Source organism: Methylobacterium sp. 285MFTsu5.1 (assembly GCF_000383455.1).
Lineage (GTDB): Bacteria > Pseudomonadota > Alphaproteobacteria > Rhizobiales > Beijerinckiaceae > Methylobacterium.
Genome location: NZ_KB911281.1, coordinates 48473 through 67103, shown reverse-complemented (window position 1 = coordinate 67103; position 18631 = coordinate 48473). Strand labels below are relative to the sequence as shown.

Below are 18631 nucleotides of genomic sequence, written 5' to 3'. Positions count from 1 at the left end.
TATGAACCCGGCTTAAACGAAGTCCCTGCTTCCTGGCGCCCGGTGAACAACTGGGGCGGCTCGGTGAGCGCGCAGCACGACGACGGACAGACGGGCAAGAACCTCCTCCGGCACTGGCAGGATTGCCGGACGCCGGGGGCGCCGATCCCGTCCTACGAGGCCGTCGTGCTCGGGAGTCTTGGCCGCCTCGCCGACCGGGCCGCCCTGGTGACGACCCGCGACGGGCGGGCCGCCCGGATCCTCTGGGCGGGCCAGGTCTTCGGCGCCTGGCTCGCGCAGGGTGCCGAAGGCGCGGAGGGCGCGTTGTCCGGGATCGTCCCGGCCGAGATCATCCCGACGGAGACCCTCCCGGTCGACGCGCTCCCGATCGAGCTGCGCGAGCCCGTCGACGAGATGGTCGCGGCCGCCCTCACGTCCGGCCAGCCCGCCTACGCCCGGTGCGATCGCCTCGCCGCCGGGGTCGTGACATCGACCCGCCTCGTCGGCGTGCCCCTGGGCAACCGCTGGGGCGAGCCGTTCGTGCTGGTCGGGTTCGACGGGGCGAGCGTCCGGACCGAGCTGGTCCAGGCGATGTTCACCGCCACCGACCAGGGCATCCTGGCCCTCAGCACGGTCCGGGACGCGGCGGGCCGGCCGGTCGATTTCAAGATCGTCGCCCTCAACCGCGGGGCCGAGCGCCTGCTGGAGCGCCCCGCCGCCGCCCTGCAGTGGCAGCGCGTGGGCCAGCTCTTCCCCGGGGCGATCACCGCGCGGACGATCGCGACGCTCGCCGCCATGGTCGAGCGGGGCGGGCGCGCGGCCTTCGAGCTGAGCCGTCCCCGCTCCGACGGCGGCACGCTCTACCTCAAGGTCGAGGCGGGCTGCGTCGGCGACCTCCTCTCGGTCACCATGACGGATGTCGGCGACATCAAGGCCCGGGAGGCCTCGTTCCGGCTCCTGTTCGAGAACAACCCGGTGCCGATGTGGGTCGTGGCCGACGCGCGCGACCGGTTCCTGGCGGTCAACGACGCGGCCGTCGCCCATTACGGCTACAGCCGCGAGCAGTTCCTGGAGCGGGCGCCGGCCGATCTCGCCATGGCCGCCGACGCGGCGCCGGCGCCCGGCCTGCCGACCACCGGCACCCTCCACCGCCGCGCCGACGGCTCCGCCATCGAGGTGTCCCTGTTCCAGCGGGCGATGCCGTTCGAGGGGCGGCAGGCCGTGCTCGAGGCCGCCATCGACATGACCGAGCGGCGCCGGGCCGAGGCCCGCATCGCCCACATGGCCCACCACGACGCGCTCACCGGGCTGCCGAACCGCGTGCTGTTCCGGGACCGCCTCGCCGAGGCGATCGCCCGCCACGCCCGGGACGGCGAGGCGGCGGTGCTGCTCTGCCTCGACCTCGACAAGTTCAAGATCGTCAACGACACGCTGGGCCACCCGGTCGGCGACGCGCTGCTGCGCGAGGCGGCCGAGCGGATCGCCGGCTGCCTGCGCGAGGACGACCTCGTGGCCCGGCTCGGCGGCGACGAGTTCGCCATCCTGGTGCGCGGGACGGACCTCCCGGCGCTGGCCGACGGGCTGATCGCGCGGGTGATCGCCGAGCTCGGCCGCCCCTTTCGGCTGGACGGCCAGGATTGCCACATCGGCACCAGCATCGGCGTCGCCTGCCTGCCCCGGGACGGCACCGATCCCGAGACGCTGATGAAGAACGCCGACCTCGCCCTCTACCGGGCGAAGGCCGAGGGCGGCGGCACCTTCCGGTGCTTCGAGCCGGAGATGGATGCCTGGGTGCAGGCGCGGCGGCGGCGCGAGAACGAGCTGCGCGAGGCTTTCGCCCGCGGCCAGTTCTCGCTGGTCTACCAGCCGCTGATGGACGCCTGCGCCGGCCGGATCCTCGCCTTCGAGGCGCTGCTGCGCTGGCACCACCCGGAGCACGGCCCGGTCTCGCCGGCCGAGTTCGTGCCGCTCGCCGAGGAGACCGGCCTGATCGTGCCGATCGGCGCCTGGGTGATGCAGACCGCCTTCGCCGAGGCGGCGACCTGGCCGGAGGCGATCCGCCTCGCCGTGAACCTCTCCCCGATCCAGTTCCGCAACCGCGACCTGGTCGAGACCGTGCGCGGGGCGCTCGCCGTCGCGGGGCTCGACCCGCGGCGGCTCGAGCTGGAGATCACCGAATCGGTCCTGCTCGCCGACAGCGCCGCCAACCTCGCGACGCTGCACGCGCTGCGGGCCATGGGCATCCGGATCGCCATGGACGATTTCGGGACCGGCTATTCCAGCCTCGGCTACCTGCGCAGCTTCCCGTTCGACAAGATCAAGCTCGACCGCTCCTTCGTGAGTCAGGTCGGCGAGAACACCCACTGCACGGCGATCGTGCGCGCGGTGGCGAGCCTGGGCACCAGCCTCGGCATCGCCACCACCGCCGAGGGCGTCGAGACCGCCGAGCAGCTCGCGATGCTCCGCGCCGAGGGCTACGACGAGGTGCAGGGCTTCCTGTTCAGCCGCGCGGTCCCGGGCCCCGAGGCCCGCCGCCTGATCGAGCGCGCGCGGGAGGCGGTCCCGGACGACCGGGCGGCCTGATCCGCCCGGCCCGCGCGGGGCCTACTTGGTGACCTTCACCGAGACCGGGTCGCTCGACGGGAAGGTCTCCTCCAGGGCGTCGTCCAGGCGCTCGTTCAGCTTCTCCTGCTTGTTGTCGGGGTTCTTGGCGTCGCCCGGCTTGGCGGTGCCCTGCTGGAAGCCCGGCTTGGTCTCGTTCGGCTTGTGGGTCTCGGCCATGTCGCTCGCTCGTCCGTGACGGAGGCACGCAAGGGTGCCGGTGGGCATCAACGCGAGGGAGGGCGGGTGTTTCCGATCTTTCGGGCCTGATCGCTGCGCGCGCGAGGACGTGCGCACCGGAATCGTCGTCAGGCGGTCGCGAGCGGCCGCCCGAGCGGGCCGCGGGCCGGCGCGCGGGCCGCGGCCTCGCGCAGGACCGTCCCGTACACGGCCTCGAGACGGTCGAGATGGGTGTCCAGGGTCAGGGGCGCGGCCCAGTAGCGCTCGTGCGCGGCCCGGCCCATCCGGGCGGCGAGGCCGTCGTCGGTCAGGCGGCGCAGGTGCGCGGCGAGGTCGTCCGGGTCGCCCGAGCGGAACCAGAATCCGGTCTCGCCGTCGGCCACGGCCTCGCGGCCCGCGCAGGCGTCGCTGACGATCACCGGCGCGCCGCAGGCCAGCGCCTCGTAGACGGTGAGCGGCTGGCCCTCGTACCAGACGCTCGGGAAGACCAGCGCCCGGGCCCGCCGCATCAGCGCCTGCACGGCCGCGGCGTCGCGCCAGCCGAGCATCACCGCCTCGGGATAGCGCGCGGCGAGGTCGGCCCGCTCGGGGCCGTCGCCCACGAAGGCCGCCCGCACGCCCGCCCGGCGGGCCGCCTCGGCGAAGATCGGCGCGCCCTTCTCGGTGGAGATCCGCCCGACGAACAGGAAGTCGCCCGGTGGCCCGTCGTGCACCGGCGCCGGCGCCACCGCGATGGGGTTGTCGACCCGGTGGAAGGCGGTGCCGCGGGGCAGGAGCGGCCGCACGACGCTCTCCTGCAGGTCGCTGATCGTGATGACGTGGGCGAACAGCTCCGGCAGCCGGGCCACGTGGGCGAGGCCGGCGTGGCGGACCATCCGGGCCACCTTGCGCGGGTAGCTGCGCGCGTCGCAGTTCGCCACGATGCAGGCGGGCGACATCGGGGTGCGGTGGCAGATCCGCTGCGCCGGGTAGGCGTAGAAGCCGCCGGTCGGGCAGACGAGGAAGAACTCGTGCATCGTGTAGAGGCAGGGCAGCCCCGAGGCCCGGAGCGCGGTGCCGATCGACGGCGACAGCGCCTTGGCGAAGGCGTGGACGTGGACCAGCGTGTCGCGGGGATCGCAGGCGGCGAGTTCCGCCGCCAGGGCGCGGCAGGCCGGCCCGTTCCAGATCGCCTGGGCCGCGAAGGCGAGCTTGCTGCGCGCCGTGGTGACGTCGTCCTGGTCCAGGCAGACCACCCGGACGCCGGCCGGCTCCAGCCGCGGGTCCACCGGGCCGACCGCGGCGAACAGGCTGACGCGGACCCCCCGGGCGGCGAGCCCCAGGGCGGATTCGATGGCGACCTTGGCCTGGCCGCCGTTGATCGCGGCGTGGTCTGCGACGAGGACGACGTGCACGTCAGGACTTCCGCCGCTGCGATCCGGGACCGACAGCTGTATCGGGCCGCGGTTGATCGCCCGTAAACCGGTCTGCCCCATCCTCCCGGCGCGCGAGAGCGATCGATCCCCGGGAGGGTTCACCGTGCACGTCGTGATCCTGGCCGAGTTCGCGGCCGCCAGCGGCGGCGCCGAGAAGGTCGCGCTCGAATCGGCCCGCGGGCTCGCCGAGGCCGGCCTCGGCGTCACCTACATCCAGGCGATCCCGGGTCCCGTCGACCCGCTCCTCGATCATGCCGGCATCCGCCGGATCGACCTCGGCCTGCCCGACATCTGGTCGCTCGGCGCCGCGCGGGCCGCGGCCGCCGGGATCTGGCACGCGGCCGCCGCCCGCCGGCTCGCCGCCGCCCTCGCCGGCCTCGCGGCTCCGCCGGACTGCATCCACCTGCACCAGTGGACCCGGACCCTGTCGCCGGCGATCGTCCCGGTCCTGTCGGAGACCGGGGTGCCGCTGGTCGTCACGCTGCACGACTACGCCCTGGCCTGCCCGAACGGCGTCTACTACCGCTTCGACCGGGCCGAGCCCTGCGGGCTCGCGCCCCTGTCGGTCGCTTGCCTGGCGGCGCCCTGCGACCCGCGCAGCCGGGTGCACAAGGCCGTGCGGGTCGCCCGCGCCGCGGCGCTGCGTCAGGTCGTCGGCCGGGCCAGCCGACGCCGCCCGCTCCACGTCGTCCATGTCTGCGATGCCAGCCGCCAGCGGCTCGGCGCCCTCCTGGGCGGCTACGCCCTAGCGCATCACAGGATCGACAATCCCGTCCGGCTCCCGGACGGGCCGGCGGCCGAGCCCGCCCGCGGCGACGCGATCGCCTATGTGGGGCGCCTCACCCGCGAGAAGGGCGCCGACCTCGTGGCCGACGCCGCCCGCGCCGCGGGGCTCCCGGCCCTGTTCATCGGCGCCGGGCCCCTGGAGGCGGAGCTGCGCGCCCGGGACGGCGTCGAGGTGATCGGCTGGCAGCGGCCCGAGGCGGTCTGGGCGACGCTCCGGGCCCGCGCCCGGGCGCTCGCCGCGCCCTCCCGCTGGTACGAGACCGGGCCGCTCACGGTCTACGAGGCGCTGGCGGCCGGCATTCCGGTCGTGGCTTCCGACCGCTCCGGCGCCGCTGAGAAGGTCCGGCACGGCCGGACCGGCTTCGTGGTCGCGCCGGAGATCGCGCCCCTCGCCGAGGCGTTCGCGGCGCTCCGGGACGACGCCCTGGCGGCCGCCCTCGGGGCCGAGGCGCGCCGCCTCTTCCGGGTGGCCCCGATGGGTCTGGCGGCTCACACAGCGGCGCTCCGCGCGCTCTACGCCGGCCTGGCCGAATCGGCGGCCGGTGCGATGCAGCATCCACCCGCGCTCGCCCTGGAGCAACGATCCTGAATCCTCCGGTGTGCTTGGTATACCAGAAGAATTCACGATCCGTTCGCGCCCCTCTGGACAGGGAGATAGTTTTTTGCCAATCGGGTTTCCGCGGGGATCAGCAATCTTAGCCGACTGAGTCAATGGTGTAGCTTGCTCGCAACCTGCTATCTGGCCCTGGCACCGGGTCGATGACTTCGTGACATCATCGGATCGGAACTTTATCGGGCCTCCGGATCCGTGAGTGCGCCCCGAACCTGCACTTGACTTCTTGTTGCAGTGCAACATATAGAGGGGCGTCAACGCGGACGCATGCGGCGTCCCGCTCCAAGGATGATGCTGGAGACATCGATGCAGACCCCGAACTTCGAGATCCCGACCGAGATGCGCGACTTCGCCGACAAGAGCGTCGATCAGGCCCGGACCGCCGTCGGCACCATGATGGCGAACGCCGTGAAGGCCGCCGAGCAGGTCCAGGCCTCGGGCCAGACCTTCCAGTCGACCCTCAGCGCCGCGGTCGCGAAGGGGTTCGATCACGCGCAGGCCAACGCCAACGCGACCTTCGACTTCGCCCAGAAGCTGGTGCGCACGAAGGATCTCCGCGAGGCGTTCGAGCTCCAGTCCGAGTTCGTCCGCAGCCAGTTCGCCGCGCTCCAGGCCCAGGCCAAGGATTACGGCACCCTGGCGCAGAACGCCGCCGCCCGCTGAGGCCGGCCGCCCCGGTCCGCGATCGGGGCACGAAGACCGGGATCCGGCAGGGCCGTCCAGGCCCGCCGGATCCCCCGCTCTGACGCCCGGGCGTCACGGGCCCGGCGCCGACACCGCCGGCGAGCCGGCCGCGCACGACCTCCGGCCGCCGCTCCGTCGAGACGGGCCGACGCCGACAGGAGGAGATCGCGCGATGGGAAAGCCGCGTCGACCGAGGAGCCGTCCCGCCGGGACGCCCCAGCCGTTGCAGGACGCGTCGGCCCCCCCCGAGATCCAGGCCGCAGCCGCCCCGATCGCGGCGGATGAACCCGATCAAGCGCCCGCTCCGGCGCCTGACCAATCGCCTGACCACTTCGCCGAGGCCGTCCGGACCGGCGCCGAGACCGCGCCCGACGGCGCGGTGGACGTCCCGTCCGACCCGGTGGCCACAGCCGCCGCGACGACGTCCGAAGCCGAGTTCGAAGCCCGGTCCGAAGCCGAGTCCGGAACCGGGGCGGTGATCGACATCGCCCCCCGGCCGGTGCCGGGCGCGGGTCCGGGACTCGTCGCGGCCGCGAACCGAATCAGCTTCACCCCCGACCGCCTCGACGTCGTCGAGATCGGCTCGATCATCGCCCGCTACGTGCGCGGCGAGGGCGAGGCGGCCGTCGCGCATCTGCGGGCGCTCTCGGGTGCCCGCTCGCCGGCCGACGTCATCCGCCTGCAGGTCGGCGAGGTCCAGCGGGCCGCCGACGCGTCCCTGACCTGCTGGGTCACGGTGGTCGGGCAGGCGAGCCGGGTCGTCGCGTACCGCTGAGGCGCGGCGCCCGGGCGGCCGGGACTTGTCGCATCCCGGCCACAAGGCCGGCCCGATCGAACCCGCGGCGGCAACGACCCGTTAACCAAGCCGGTCCCATGCCTTAACGGAGGGCACGGGAGACGACACCGGACCGATGCCGAACTGCGCGCGCCTGATCCGTTCCGCATGGCTCCGCCTCGCCGTCGCGCTCCTGCCGGCGCTGACGGGGATGCCGGCTGCCGCGCAGAACGGCGAGAAGCCGGCCGTCGCCATCGGGGCCGACGTCGCGAGCCAGGCCGGCACCACGCGCCTCACCCTGACTCTGTCCCGGGCCGTCGAGGCCCGCGGCTTCGTGATGGAGCGGCCCGACCGGGCGGTGATCGACCTGCCCGAGGTCAACTTCCAGCTCGATTCCGGGACCGGCAGCCGCCGCGACGGCCTCGTGCAGAGCTTCCGCTACGGCCTGTTCGCGCCCGGGCGGTCCCGCATCGTGATCGACCTCACCGCGCCCGCCATCGTCGGGAAGATCGAGACCGCGACGCGGCCGCGTGACGGCGCGGTGCTGCTCACGATCCCGCTGCAGCGCGCCGACCGCGACGCGTTCCGCAAGGCCGCCGCCACCGCCGATCCCGCCCCCGCCCAGGCCCGCGCCGCGGCGCCGGAGCCCGCCGACCAGCGGCCGCTGATCATGGTCGATGCCGGCCACGGCGGCACCGATCCCGGCGCCATCGCGGTGGGCGGCGTGTTCGAGAAGGACATCGTGTTCGGCTTCGCCCAGGCCCTCGTGGCGAGGCTGGAGGCGGGCGGCCGCTACCGGGTCCGGATGACCCGCGACCGCGACGTGTTCGTGCCGCTGGCCGAGCGGGTGCGCCTCGCCCGCGACGCCAGGGCCGACCTGTTCGTGTCGATCCATGCGGACTCGATCTCGGCGGCGCCCCAGGTGAGCGGCGCCACGATCTACACCAATTCCGAGAAGGCCACGGACGCCGAATCCGCCAAGCTCGCCGAGCGCGAGAACCGGGCGGATTCCGCCGCGGGCGTCGACGCCGCCGAGGCGCCGCCGGACATCGCCGACATCCTGCAGGAGCTGACCCTGCGCGAGACGCGGGGCTTCTCGTCGGGCTTCGCCCGCACGCTGATGGGCCAGCTCGCCCCCGTGATGAAGATGAGCGCCAAGCCCCACCGCGAGGCGCGCTTCGTGGTGCTGCGCTCCCCCGACGTGCCGAGCGTGCTCGTGGAACTCGGCTATCTCTCCAGCAAGCGCGACCTGGAGATGCTGCAATCGCCGGAGTGGCGGGCCGACGTCACCGGCTCCATGGCCAAGGCGATCGACCAGTTCTTCACCAACCGCGCCACGCTCGGCCGGCCGGCCCCGACGCGCCGCGCGGCCGCCGCCGCCCCAGTTTCACCATAGATAGAGTGTCGATACGGGACGTCCGACGCCCCGTCGCATGGCCGCCGAAACCGGCATTCCGAGGGGGTCTCACGGGACCGTCCGGGGGCCGGCCGCGCAGCGCGCGGGGTGCACGCGCCGGATGAGCCGATTCCGGCATTCGGCCGGGCCAGCGACGAGCGGAACACCGGATGCGTCTGATCCTCCGTTTCTTTGGGATCCTGTTCAGCGCCGCCGCGGTGCTGTTCGTGGTCGGCGCGGCGGTGGGCGGTTACTTCTACTGGAAGTACAGCCAGGACCTGCCCGACCACGCCGCGCTCTCCAATTACGAGCCGCCGGTGATGACCCGCGTCCACGCGGCGGACGGCTCGCTGCTGGCCGAGTACGCCCGTGAGCGCCGGCTGTACCTGCCGATCCAGGCGATGCCGAAGATCGTCGTCGCGGCCTTCCTGTCGGCCGAGGACAAGAACTTCTACAAGCACGGCGGCATCGACCCCGAGGGGATCGTGCGCGCCTTCCTGACCAACGCCAAGTCGGGCAAGCGGCAGGGCGCCTCGACCATCACCCAGCAGGTTGCCAAGAACTTCCTGCTCTCCTCCGAGCAGACCTACGACCGGAAGATCAAGGAGGCGCTGCTCGCGCTCCGGATCGAGGCGGCCTACTCGAAGGACAAGATCCTCGAGCTCTACCTCAACGAGATCTTCCTCGGCACGATCGTGCCCGGCCGCAACCTGCACGGCGTCGCGGCCGCGGCGCTCGACTATTTCGGCAAGTCGGTCCACGAGCTGACCATCAACGAGGCGGCCTACCTCGCCGCCCTGCCGAAGGGGCCGAACAACTACCACCCCTACCGCAAGACCCAGGCGGCCCTCGACCGCCGCAACGAGATCATCCGCCTGATGGCGGAGAACGGCTACATCACCCGGGAGGAGGCGGAGTCCGCCAAGAAGATGCCGCTCGGCGTCAACCCGCGCGTCGCCTTCCCGAACGCCGCCAACGCCAACTACTTCACCGAGGAGGTCCGCCGCGAGATCTCCGAGCGCTACGGCGAGAAGAAGCTCTACGAGGGCGGCCTCTCGGTGCGCACGACCCTCGACCCGAAGATGCAGGCCTGGGCCCGCAAGGCGCTGGTCGACGGCCTCGTGCGCTACGACCAGGCTCATGGCTGGCGCGGTCCGGTCACCAAGGTCGACCTGACCGGACGCGACTGGGGCATGGCGGCGGCCGAGGTTCCGGCGCTCGGCGACGTGGCGCCCTGGCGGCTCGCCGTGGTGCTGGGCAACGGCGGCGGCGGCGTGCAGATCGGCCTGCAGCCCCGGCGCGAGGCCTCCGGCCAGGTCGGCAAAGACCGCGAGACCGGCGTGATCGTCCCCGAGGGCATGCGCTGGGCCGGCCGCGCCAATCTCCAGCCCGGCGACATGGTCTATGTCGAGGCGATGGACGGCGGCCGCGGCCAGTTCCGCCTGCGCCAGAAGCCCGAGGTCTCGGGCGCCATCGTGGCCATGGACCCGAACACGGGCCGCGTGCACGCGATGGTCGGCGGCTTCTCGTACGACGAGTCCGAGTTCAACCGCGCCACCCAGGCGATGCGCCAGCCCGGCTCCTCGTTCAAGCCGATCGTCTACTCGGCGGCGCTGGACAACGGCTACACCCCCGCCTCGATCATCCAGGACACCCCGATCACCATCGAGGCCGGCCCCGGCCAGGAGGCCTGGACGCCCTCGAACTACGACGGCAAGTCGGGCGGCCCGCACACCCTGCGCTACGGCATCGAGCACTCGAAGAACCTGATGACGGTCCGGCTCGCCAAGGATGTCGGCATGCCGCTCATCGCCGAGTACGCCCGCCGCTTCGGCGTCTACGACGACATGCTGCCGGTGCTGCCCATGTCGCTCGGCGCGGGCGAGACCACGGTCATGCGCATGGTCACCGCCTACTCGATGCTGGCCAACGGCGGCCGGCGCATCCGGCCGACCTTGATCGACCGGATCCAGGACCGCATCGGCGAGACGATCTACCGGCACGACAACCGCAAGTGCATCGGCTGCGACGCCGAGAAGTGGTCGGGCCAGGACGAGCCGAAGCTGGTGGACGATTCCGAGCAGGTGCTCGACCCGCTGACCGCCTACCAGATGGTCTCGATCATGGAGGGCGTGGTCCAGCGCGGCACCGCCACGATCCTGAAGCAGATCGGCAAGCCGCTCGCCGGTAAGACCGGCACGACGAACGACGCCAAGGACGCGTGGTTCGTGGGCTTCTCGCCGGACTTGGCGGTCGGCATCTATATCGGCTTCGACAAGCCCCGCTCGCTCGGCGACCGCGCCACCGGCGGCGGCCTGGCGGCGCCGATCGCCCTGGAGTTCCTGAAGACGGCCCTCAAGGACAAGCCGCCGACGCCGTTCCGCGTGCCCCCGGGCATCAAGCTGATCCGCATCAACCTCGCGAGCGGCACCCGCGCCGGCTCGGGGGAGGGCGCCGGGACGATCCTGGAGGCGTTCAAGCCGGGCACCGCGCCGCCGGATTCCTACTCGGCGCCGTCCTCCGGCGGCGGCGGCCAGGCGGCCGCCCCGGCGGCGGTCGCGCCCGATCCCGACCGGGCCGCTCAGGCCGGCGGATTGTACTGAGGCGGCTCGCCCCGCCCAGCCGCTGTCAGCCGAGATCGCTCTCAGCCCAGGTCGGGTCCGCCCGGCCTGGGCTTTCGCGTTACGGATCCGGGGCGACGGTGCGACGGACGGGTCATCGCCGGGGCGAGAGGCCCGCGATCGCGACCGGCGCCGTCCGGGATCGCGCAGCTTTGCCCGAAGGGCCGGAAGGTGCGGCGGCCAAGTTCGCGCGGGCCGTTCTCGGGCGAGACCCGCCCCTCGGCACCGACCAGCGTCGCGCTCCGCAGGCGCACAGAAAAAAGCCGCCCCGGAGGGAGCGGCTCGAGGAGTCATCAGGGAGGCATCAAAACAGAGCGGACAAACATGTCCAACTCGACATCCAGATCACTGGATGCCTGTTTATGCCTCGAAAACCTTAATGCGGAGTTAAGGTGTGTTCTCTCCCGTCGATCTCAGGCCGCCAGACTGTCGAAAAGCCCGCGCCCGTCGGTCCCGCCGACCAGATCCTCGACGAAGTTCTCCGGGTGCGGCATCATCCCGAGGACGTTCCCGGTCTCCGACAGGACGCCCGCGATGGCGTTGAGGGAGCCGTTGCGGTTCGCCTCGACGGTGATCGCCCCGGTCGCGTCGCAGTAGCGGAAGGCGACCCGGCCCTCGCCCTCGATCCGCGCCAGCGCCTCGGGATCGGCGAAGTAGTTGCCTTCGCCGTGGGCGACGCAGACGTCGATCACCTGACCCTGAGTGTAGGCGCTGGTGAAGCGGGTGTCGGTGCGCTCCACCCGGAGCGTCTGCCGGTGGCAGATGAAGCGCCGGTCGATGTTGCGCATCAGCACGCCGGGCAGCAGGCCCGATTCGCACAGGATCTGGAAGCCGTTGCAGATACCGAGCACGAGGCCGCCGCGGGCCGCGTGGGCCCGGACCGCGTCCATGGCGGCGGCCCGGCCGGCGATGGCGCCGCAGCGCAGGTAGTCGCCGTACGAGAAGCCGCCGGGCAGGACGGCGAGGTCGGTGCCGGCGGGGAGCGCGTGGTCCGCGTGCCAGACGAGGCTCACCTGCGCGCCGGAGCGCCGCAGGGCCCGGACGACGTCCGACTCGCGGTTGGAACCCGGGAAGACGACGACCGCGGCGTGCATCAGAGGATCTCGATCGCGTAGTTCTCGACGACGGTGTTGGCTAGGAGCTTCTCGCAGGCCGTGCGCAGCGTCGCCTCGGCGGCGGCGCCGTCGGCTGCCGACACCTCGATGTCGAAGACCTTGCCCTGACGGACGCCGTCGACGCCCTCGATGCCGAGGGACCTGAGGGCGGCCTCGATCGCCTTGCCCTGCGGGTCCAGCACACCGGTCTTCAGGGTGACGATGATACGGGCTTTCATGGATCTACGGGTCTCACGCGTGTCGGGACGGGGGTGTGACCTGCGACAACGTCACACAGACCGTCGCCGGTCGCTTCTAACAGGAAGGCCGGCGCACTGTCGAACACGCCGCACGCATAGGGATCATTCCGCTGCTGGATGCAACTTGAACGGAAAAGTCGCCCGTGCGCGCTCGTTCAGCGATGCGCCGCCGGAGCCGGGCCCCGCAGGGGCTCGATGCTGGTCGCCCGGCGCCAGAGCTGGAGCATGATCCAGGCCGCGAACAGGCTGAACAGCCCCATCAGGACGTGCCCGACCCGGTCGCCGAGATCGAAGATGCCCGCGATGGCCCAGCCCGCCGCGATGGCCACGGCGAAGACCTCGGTGCCGACGAGGACCATCATGCTGATGATGGTGATGGCGTTGCGCCCGTTCACGAGATCCGCCCTCGAAAAGATTTCGGGCCCCGGACGAACCGTCCGGGACCCGCGCAGCTAGCCCACAGAGGCGGGGCGATGCAACCGACCGGACGGCGCCGGAGCGGTCCGGCCTCAGCGCGGCGCGCGCTTGGCCAAGATCCGCTGCAGGGTCCGCCGATGCATGTTGAGGCGCCGGGCGGTCTCGCTGACGTTGCGGCTGCACAGCTCGTAGACGCGCTGGATGTGCTCCCAGCGGACCCGGTCGGCCGACATCGGGTTCTCGGGCGGGTCGGCCCGCTCGCCCGGCTGCGCCATCAGCGTGCCGTGGATCTCGTCGGCGTCGGCGGGCTTGGCGAGGTAGTCGAAGGCGCCGAGCTTCACCGCGGTGACCGCGGTGGCGATGTTGCCGTAGCCGGTGAGGATCACGCCGCGGGCCTCGGGCCGGCGCTCCTTGAGGCGGGCGATCACGTCGAGGCCATTGCCGTCGCCGAGGCGCATGTCGATCACCGCGAAGGCGGGCGCGCGCGCCTCGACGGCGGAGACGCCGTCCGCGACGCTGTCGGCCACCTGCACATGGTAGCCGCGGCTCTCCATGGCGCGCGCGAGGCGGGTCTGGAAGGGCTTGTCGTCGTCGACGATCAGCAGGCTGCGGTCGGAGAAGGCGGCCAGCGGATCGGCATCGTTGATCACGGCGGGGTCGGTCGCCGCCGAGGTCCCGGGCTGCGTGAGCATCCGGCACTCCTTTCGGGTTTTCGTCGTCGGGTTCTTGGTCTGTCCCTCATATAGGTACGGCATCGCCCGGTGGCAGGGGGGCGCGGATACTGAGTTCCGGAGAATGTCGCGGCGCGGCGCCGCGCTCGAAGATGTGGCGGGCCCAGGAGACGCGCACGATCGCCCCGTGGGCGTCCGGCGCCGCGACGTTCATCAGGGCGAGCTGCGCTCCCGAGCGCTCGATCAGGGTCTTGGCGATGAACAGCCCGAGGCCGAGGCCGGCCCCCACGGTGCCGCCGGATTGCGGCCGGTCGTGGCTGCGGGTGGTCACGTAGGGCTCGCCCGCCCGCAGCAGCACCTCGCTGGAGAAGCCCGGGCCGTCGTCGCGGATCTCGATCCAGACCCGGTCGGGCGTCCAGCGCCCCTCGACGGTGACGCCGGCCTCGGCGAAGTCGACGGCGTTGTCGAGGATGTTGGCGAGCCCGAACATGACGCCCGGGTTGCGCCGGCAGGCCGGCTCCGGCCCCTCGCCGGCGCTGGTGACGGCGAGGGCAGCGCCGAGTGCCCGCTGCGGCGCCACCAGCTCCTCCACGAGGTGGCTGAACGTCACCGTCTCCAGGAAGCCGGCCCCGGCCCCGTCCCCGTCGAGGGAGGTCAGCTTGCCGAGGATGCCGCGGCAGCGGTCGACCTGCTCGCGCAGCAGGTTGAGATCCTCCGCCACCGCCGGCGAGGCGGTGGGGCCGAGCTGGCGGATCAGCTCCTTGGTCACCACCATGATCGTGCCCAGCGGTGTGCCCAATTCGTGGGCAGCCGCGGCCGCGAGCCCGTCGAGCTGCGACAGGTGCTGCTCGCGGGCGAGCACCAGCTCGGTGGCGGCGAGCGCCTGGGCGAGGAGCCGGGTCTCCTCGGCGACCCGCCACGCGTAGACGCCCGTGAAGGCGGTGCCGAGCAGGATCGCGGTCCAGACGCCGGAGACGTACAGGAACGGCAGCTCGATCCGCCCGTCCGCGAACCAGGGCAGGGGCCGGTGCACCAGGGCGAGCAGCGTCGCGAGGCCCACCGCCAGGAGGCCCAGCGCCAGGGTCCGCTCGGGGGGTAGGGCGGTGGCGGAGATCAGCACCGGGGCGAGGAACAGCAGCGAGAACGGGTTCTGGAGCCCGCCCGTGAGGAACAGCAGGGCCGCGAGCTGCACGATGTCGAAGGCGAGGAGCAGGGCCGCGGAATCGTCGCTGAGCCGGTAGCTCGCCGGGAAGCGGATCCGCAGGGCGAGGTTCAGCCAGGACGAGGTGGCGATCACCAGGAAGCACCAGCCGAACGGCAGCGGCAGGCCGAGGCCGAACTGCGCCCCGACGACCGCCGCGCTCTGGCCCGTGATGGCGAGCCAGCGCAGGCGGACGAAGGTGTCGAGCCGCAGGTGTCGCGCGTCGCGACCGAGGCCGCTGAGATCGGTATCGGGCATGGGCTGTAACGGGCTGTATCGGTGCGTCGCCGGACGGACCCGCCGGCGCGGCGTCCCGTGGACTCCCTTCGCATGACGCGGCGATGGGAATCCCGGCTCACCGCCCCGGACACGTCGTCGCTGGCGGACGATCGCCCGCGGACGTGGTCACAGGCAAGTCGCCGCAGCTCCGGGATGTTCCGCCCGCGTTCAGGGTGGAGCATTATCCTACCGACTCGGGTTGCAGGGGGTATGGGCCGCGCGGCTCGATGCCCGCGGCCGGAGCGAGACCGCGAGGTGACGATGCTGCTGGCCTATTCCCTGTACGAGGGCGCGCGCGCCCTGATGGCACCCGCCCGCGTCGCCGCCGACCTCACCCGCTACGGGCTGCAGATGCCGGGCAATCCCCTGGCCTACGGACCCTACGCCCGCGCGGTCAGCGCCGGCTGCGAGATGTTCGAGCGCGTCACCCGCCAGTACGGCAAGCCCGCCTTCGGCTTCACCGAGACGGTGGTGGACGGCGCGGCGGTCCCGGTCACCGAGCGGGTGGTCTGGGAGCGGCCGTTCTGCCGCCTGATCGCCTTCGACCGCGCGTTCCCGGCGGCCCCCGCGGAGCCGCAGCCCAAGCTGCTGATCGTCGCGCCGATGTCGGGGCACTACGCCACGCTGCTGCGCGGCACCGTCGAGGCGATGCTGCCGAACCACCGGGTGTTCATCACCGACTGGACCGACGCCCGGATGGTGCCGCTCTTCGCGGGCCAGTTCGATCTCGACGACTACATCGACTACCTGCAGGAGATGTTCGCGGTCCTCGGGCCGGACCTGCACGTCATGGCGGTGTGCCAGCCGGCGGTGCCGGTCTTCGCCGCGGTGGCGCTGATGGAGGCGGCCGACGAGCCGGCGGTGCCGACCTCCATGACCTTGATGGGCGGCCCGATCGACACCCGCCGCTCGCCCACCGCGGTGAACTGCCTCGCGCAGGAGCGTGGCCAGAAGTGGTTCGAGCAGAACACGATCAGCCTCGTGCCGCCGATCTACCCGGGCGCCTGGCGCCGGGTCTATCCGGGCTTCCTGCAGCTGTCGGGCTTCATGGCGATGAACCTCGACCGCCACGTCACCGCCCATTCGGACATGTTCGACCATCTGGTGACGGGCGACGGCGACTCGGCCGAGAAGCACCGCGAGTTCTACGACGAGTACCTCGCCGTGATGGACCTGACGGCCGAGTACTACCTCCAGACCGTGCAGACCGTGTTCGTCGACCACGCCCTGCCGACGGGACAGATGACGCACCGCGGCACGCCGGTCGATCTCGGCGCCATCCGCCGCTGCGCGATCCTGGCGGTCGAGGGCGAGAACGACGACATCTCCGGCGTCGGCCAGACCAAGGCGGCCCTCGACCTGACGCCGAACCTTCCGGAAGCGCGCAAGGCCTACCACCTCCAGGCCGGCGTCGGCCATTACGGGGTGTTCAACGGCTCGCGCTACCGGTCGGTGATCGCCCCCCGCATCGCGGCCTTCATCCGCGCCATGCAGGCGGTTCCGGGCGCGCGGGGCGGCCACCTGCGGCAGGTGGGCTGAGGCGTCCATTCCGGTGCCCGCCGCCCCGGCTGGCCCTCCTCCGCGGGGGGGGGCGCGGACTCACACAGCGCAGACCGAAGGGCGAGGGGATCTCCGGCCTCGCGCTCGATCCCGAGCTGCGAAACGCTGTGCGATCCCGTTTCCGATCGATGATGTCGGCACAGCCGTCATCGCTGCGCTCGCGATGACGGTGCGGGACATGTCGACCGAGACGCCGCGCGCTCCGCGTTCCTGAATACATAACGCAGTCACGGCCGGGCTGGCGCGGGCCTTGCGAGACGCGGCCCGTGAGTTCGAGCCGCACCGACACAGCCCCTCTCCATGCCGCCGTCGCCCCGAGGCCGGCGGCGGTGCGGACGCGCGCCCGGACGTCGTTGTCACCACGGGCCATTGCGCCCGCGCATCAGAACCGTTCAAACTCGCCCGCAAGGTGCGGGCCGGCGACCGATGCTTGAGATCCGCACCGCCAGGGAGAAGACGATGGACCGCAGGACCTTTCTCAAGGGTTCGGCTGCGCTCGGTTTGGCTGCGCCGCTGCTCGCGCGGCCGGCCCTGGCGCAGGGGGGCAAGGTCCTGCGCTTCGTGCCGCAGGCGAACCTCGCGAATTTCGACCCGATCTGGGGGACCCAGTACGTGGTGCGCAACGCCGGCACCCTCGTCTGGGACATGCTCTACGGCGTCGACGCGCAGCTGAAGCCGCAGCGCCAGATGGTCGAGTCCGAGGAGGTCTCGGGCGACAAGCTCACCTGGACCTTCCGGCTGCGCCCCGGCCTGAAGTGGCACGACGGCGAGCCGGTTCTCGCCAAGGACGTGGTGGCGAGCCTCACCCGCTGGATGGCCCGCGACCCGATCGGCCTGATGATCCGCGGCATCCAAGACGACCTCGCGGCGACCGACGACAGGACCTTCCAGTGGCGCCTGAAGAAGCCGTTCCCGAAGCTGCTCTACGCGCTCGGCAAGACCAACGCGCCGATGGCGCTGATGATGCCGGAGCGGATCGCCAAGACCGACCCGTTCACGCAGATCTCCGAGTATGTCGGCTCGGGCCCGATGAAGTTCGTCCGCAACGAGTGGGTGCCGGGCGCCCGGGCGGTGTTCGAGACCTTCACCGACTACAAGCCCCGCGACGAGCCGAATTCCTGGCTCGCGGGCGGCAAGCGCATGCTGGTCGACCGGGTCGAGTGGGTGATCATGCCGGACGCCGCCACCGCGTCGGCGGCCCTGCAGAACGGCGAAGTCGACTGGTGGGAGAACCCGATCTCCGACCTCGTGCCGCTGCTGCGCAAGAACAGCAACCTCAACGTCGACATCGCCGACCCGCTCGGCAATGTCGGGTCGTTCCGGATGAACCACCTGCACCCGCCCTTCGACAACCCGAAGATCCGCCAGGCGGTCATGACCGCGATGAGCCAGGAGGATTACATGCGGGCGATCGTCGGCGACGACGACAGCCTGTGGAAGACGTTGCCGGGCTTCTTCACGCCGGGCACACCCCTCTACAGCGAGGCGGGCGGCGGCAATGTCGGCAAGGGCGACATCAAGCTCGGCCAGAAGCTGCTCAAGGAGGCCGGCTACAAGGGCGAGCCGGTGGTCTGCATCGTGGCGCAGGACCAGGGGATCACCAAGGCGCAGGGCGACATCACCGCCGATCTCCTGAAGAAGATGGGCTTCAACGTCGACTTCGTCGCCACCGATTGGGGCACCACCGGCACCCGCCGGGCCTCCAAGGCGCCGCCGCCTCAGGGCGGCTGGAACATGTTCCACACCTGGCACGCGGGCGCCGACTGCATCAATCCGGCGGGCTACCCGGCGGTGCGGGCGAGCGGCGACAAGGCGTGGTTCGGCTGGCCGAACATCCCGCCGGTGGAGACCGCCATCGCCGAGTGGTTCGACGCCGCCGACCCGGCCGCCGAGAAGGCCGCCATCGACAAGGTCAACGCCGCCGCCTGCGAGGGCGTGGTCTACGTGCCCACCGGGTTCTTCCTCGGCTACCAGGCGTGGCGCAAGAACGTCTCGGGCATCGTGAAGGGGCCGATCCCCTTCACCTGGGGCGTGTCGAAGGCGTGATGGCGCCCGCTCTCGCCACGTCGGGTCGCCCGACCCGCCCGGTCTCTCGGGCG

Annotated in this window: 15 protein-coding genes and 1 pseudogene; 9 read left to right on the top strand and 7 right to left on the bottom strand. The window is 72.0% G+C overall.

Translation table 11 applies throughout. The features are described 5' to 3' along the window. Positions 1-63: 63 nt before the first annotated feature. A complete protein-coding gene (locus H288_RS0118110) occupies positions 64-2562 on the top strand; it encodes an EAL domain-containing protein (protein WP_245274520.1) in 2499 nt (832 codons plus the stop codon). 21 nt (positions 2563-2583) lie between these two features. On the opposite strand, the gene H288_RS35670 is transcribed toward H288_RS0118110, so the two are convergent. Beyond that, complete coding sequence (locus H288_RS35670; RefSeq protein ID WP_020093994.1) at positions 2584-2760, bottom strand: hypothetical protein; 177 nt, start codon at positions 2758-2760, stop codon at positions 2584-2586. A gap of 128 nt (positions 2761-2888) precedes the next feature. Then, positions 2889-4154 carry a glycosyltransferase family 4 protein gene (locus H288_RS0118100; protein WP_020093993.1) on the bottom strand — a complete coding sequence of 422 codons (1266 nt, stop codon included), beginning with the start codon at positions 4152-4154 and terminating at the stop codon, positions 2889-2891. Between the two features lie 124 nt (positions 4155-4278). Between H288_RS0118100 and H288_RS32480 the strand changes: the two genes are divergently transcribed. From H288_RS32480 to H288_RS0118075, 5 genes are all read left to right on the top strand, one after another. Next, positions 4279-5550: a glycosyltransferase gene (locus H288_RS32480; RefSeq protein ID WP_020093992.1), complete on the top strand. Its 1272-nt coding sequence runs from the start codon at positions 4279-4281 to the stop codon at positions 5548-5550. Positions 5551-5880: 330 nt separating this feature from the next. After that, positions 5881-6237, top strand: a complete 357-nt coding sequence (locus H288_RS0118090) for a phasin (RefSeq protein WP_026605054.1) — start codon at positions 5881-5883, stop codon at positions 6235-6237. A gap of 244 nt (positions 6238-6481) precedes the next feature. Beyond that, positions 6482-7033: a hypothetical protein gene (locus H288_RS0118085; RefSeq protein ID WP_020093990.1), complete on the top strand. Its 552-nt coding sequence runs from the start codon at positions 6482-6484 to the stop codon at positions 7031-7033. A gap of 136 nt (positions 7034-7169) precedes the next feature. Then, positions 7170-8429 (top strand): N-acetylmuramoyl-L-alanine amidase, encoded by a 1260-nt coding sequence (locus H288_RS0118080; RefSeq protein WP_020093989.1) that lies wholly within the window; start codon positions 7170-7172, stop codon positions 8427-8429. A gap of 170 nt (positions 8430-8599) precedes the next feature. Further along, complete coding sequence (locus H288_RS0118075; protein WP_020093988.1) at positions 8600-11032, top strand: penicillin-binding protein 1A; 2433 nt, start codon at positions 8600-8602, stop codon at positions 11030-11032. Between the two features lie 431 nt (positions 11033-11463). On the opposite strand, the gene purQ is transcribed toward H288_RS0118075, so the two are convergent. The 5 genes from purQ to H288_RS0118050 form a co-directional block, all read right to left on the bottom strand. Then, positions 11464-12144, bottom strand: coding sequence for a phosphoribosylformylglycinamidine synthase subunit PurQ (purQ, locus tag H288_RS0118070; protein ID WP_020093987.1), 681 nt, complete (start codon positions 12142-12144; stop codon positions 11464-11466). Beyond that, positions 12144-12383: a phosphoribosylformylglycinamidine synthase subunit PurS gene (purS, locus tag H288_RS0118065; protein WP_020093986.1), complete on the bottom strand. Its 240-nt coding sequence runs from the start codon at positions 12381-12383 to the stop codon at positions 12144-12146. Before purS ends, purQ begins: the two co-directional genes overlap by 1 nt. A 176-nt stretch (positions 12384-12559) precedes the next feature. Further along, positions 12560-12799, bottom strand: coding sequence for a hypothetical protein (locus H288_RS0118060; RefSeq protein ID WP_012321282.1), 240 nt, complete (start codon positions 12797-12799; stop codon positions 12560-12562). Positions 12800-12913: 114 nt separating this feature from the next. Then, on the bottom strand, positions 12914-13513 hold the full coding sequence (locus tag H288_RS0118055) for an ActR/PrrA/RegA family redox response regulator transcription factor (protein ID WP_012321283.1): 600 nt from the start codon (positions 13511-13513) through the stop codon (positions 12914-12916). 46 nt (positions 13514-13559) lie between these two features. Beyond that, positions 13560-14951, bottom strand: a complete 1392-nt coding sequence (locus H288_RS0118050; protein WP_020093985.1) for an ActS/PrrB/RegB family redox-sensitive histidine kinase — start codon at positions 14949-14951, stop codon at positions 13560-13562. 282 nt (positions 14952-15233) lie between these two features. On the opposite strand from H288_RS0118050, the gene phaZ reads away from it, so the two are divergent. The 3 genes and pseudogenes from phaZ (at position 15234) to H288_RS0118040 (ending at position 18578) form a co-directional block, all read left to right on the top strand. Then, the gene (phaZ, locus tag H288_RS0118045; RefSeq protein WP_020093984.1) at positions 15234-16511 is read left to right on the top strand and encodes a polyhydroxyalkanoate depolymerase; all 1278 of its coding nucleotides are present in this window, start codon (positions 15234-15236) and stop codon (positions 16509-16511) included. Between the two features lie 494 nt (positions 16512-17005). Next, positions 17006-17059: pseudogene (locus H288_RS36415) on the top strand (hypothetical protein); the annotation flags it as partial. Then, on the top strand, positions 17034-18578 hold the full coding sequence (locus tag H288_RS0118040) for an ABC transporter substrate-binding protein (protein WP_348529257.1): 1545 nt from the start codon (positions 17034-17036) through the stop codon (positions 18576-18578). The pseudogene H288_RS36415 and the gene H288_RS0118040, both read left to right, overlap by 26 nt. The last annotated feature ends 53 nt before the right edge of the window (positions 18579-18631 follow it).

Excerpts from the sequence above, each read along its gene's own strand:
- H288_RS35670 (WP_020093994.1), bottom strand. The coding sequence starts at position 2,760 with ATGGCCGAGACCCACAAGCCGAACGAGACCAAGCCGGGCTTCCAGCAG.
- H288_RS0118090 (WP_026605054.1), top strand. The coding sequence starts at position 5,881 with ATGCAGACCCCGAACTTCGAGATCCCGACCGAGATGCGCGACTTCGCC.
- H288_RS0118080 (WP_020093989.1), top strand. The coding sequence starts at position 7,170 with ATGCCGAACTGCGCGCGCCTGATCCGTTCCGCATGGCTCCGCCTCGCC.
- H288_RS0118075 (WP_020093988.1), top strand. The coding sequence starts at position 8,600 with ATGCGTCTGATCCTCCGTTTCTTTGGGATCCTGTTCAGCGCCGCCGCG.
- purQ (WP_020093987.1), bottom strand. The coding sequence starts at position 12,144 with ATGCACGCCGCGGTCGTCGTCTTCCCGGGTTCCAACCGCGAGTCGGAC.
- purS (WP_020093986.1), bottom strand. The coding sequence starts at position 12,383 with ATGAAAGCCCGTATCATCGTCACCCTGAAGACCGGTGTGCTGGACCCG.
- H288_RS0118055 (WP_012321283.1), bottom strand. The coding sequence starts at position 13,513 with ATGCTCACGCAGCCCGGGACCTCGGCGGCGACCGACCCCGCCGTGATC.
- H288_RS0118050 (WP_020093985.1), bottom strand. The coding sequence starts at position 14,951 with ATGCCCGATACCGATCTCAGCGGCCTCGGTCGCGACGCGCGACACCTG.
- phaZ (WP_020093984.1), top strand. The coding sequence starts at position 15,234 with ATGCTGCTGGCCTATTCCCTGTACGAGGGCGCGCGCGCCCTGATGGCA.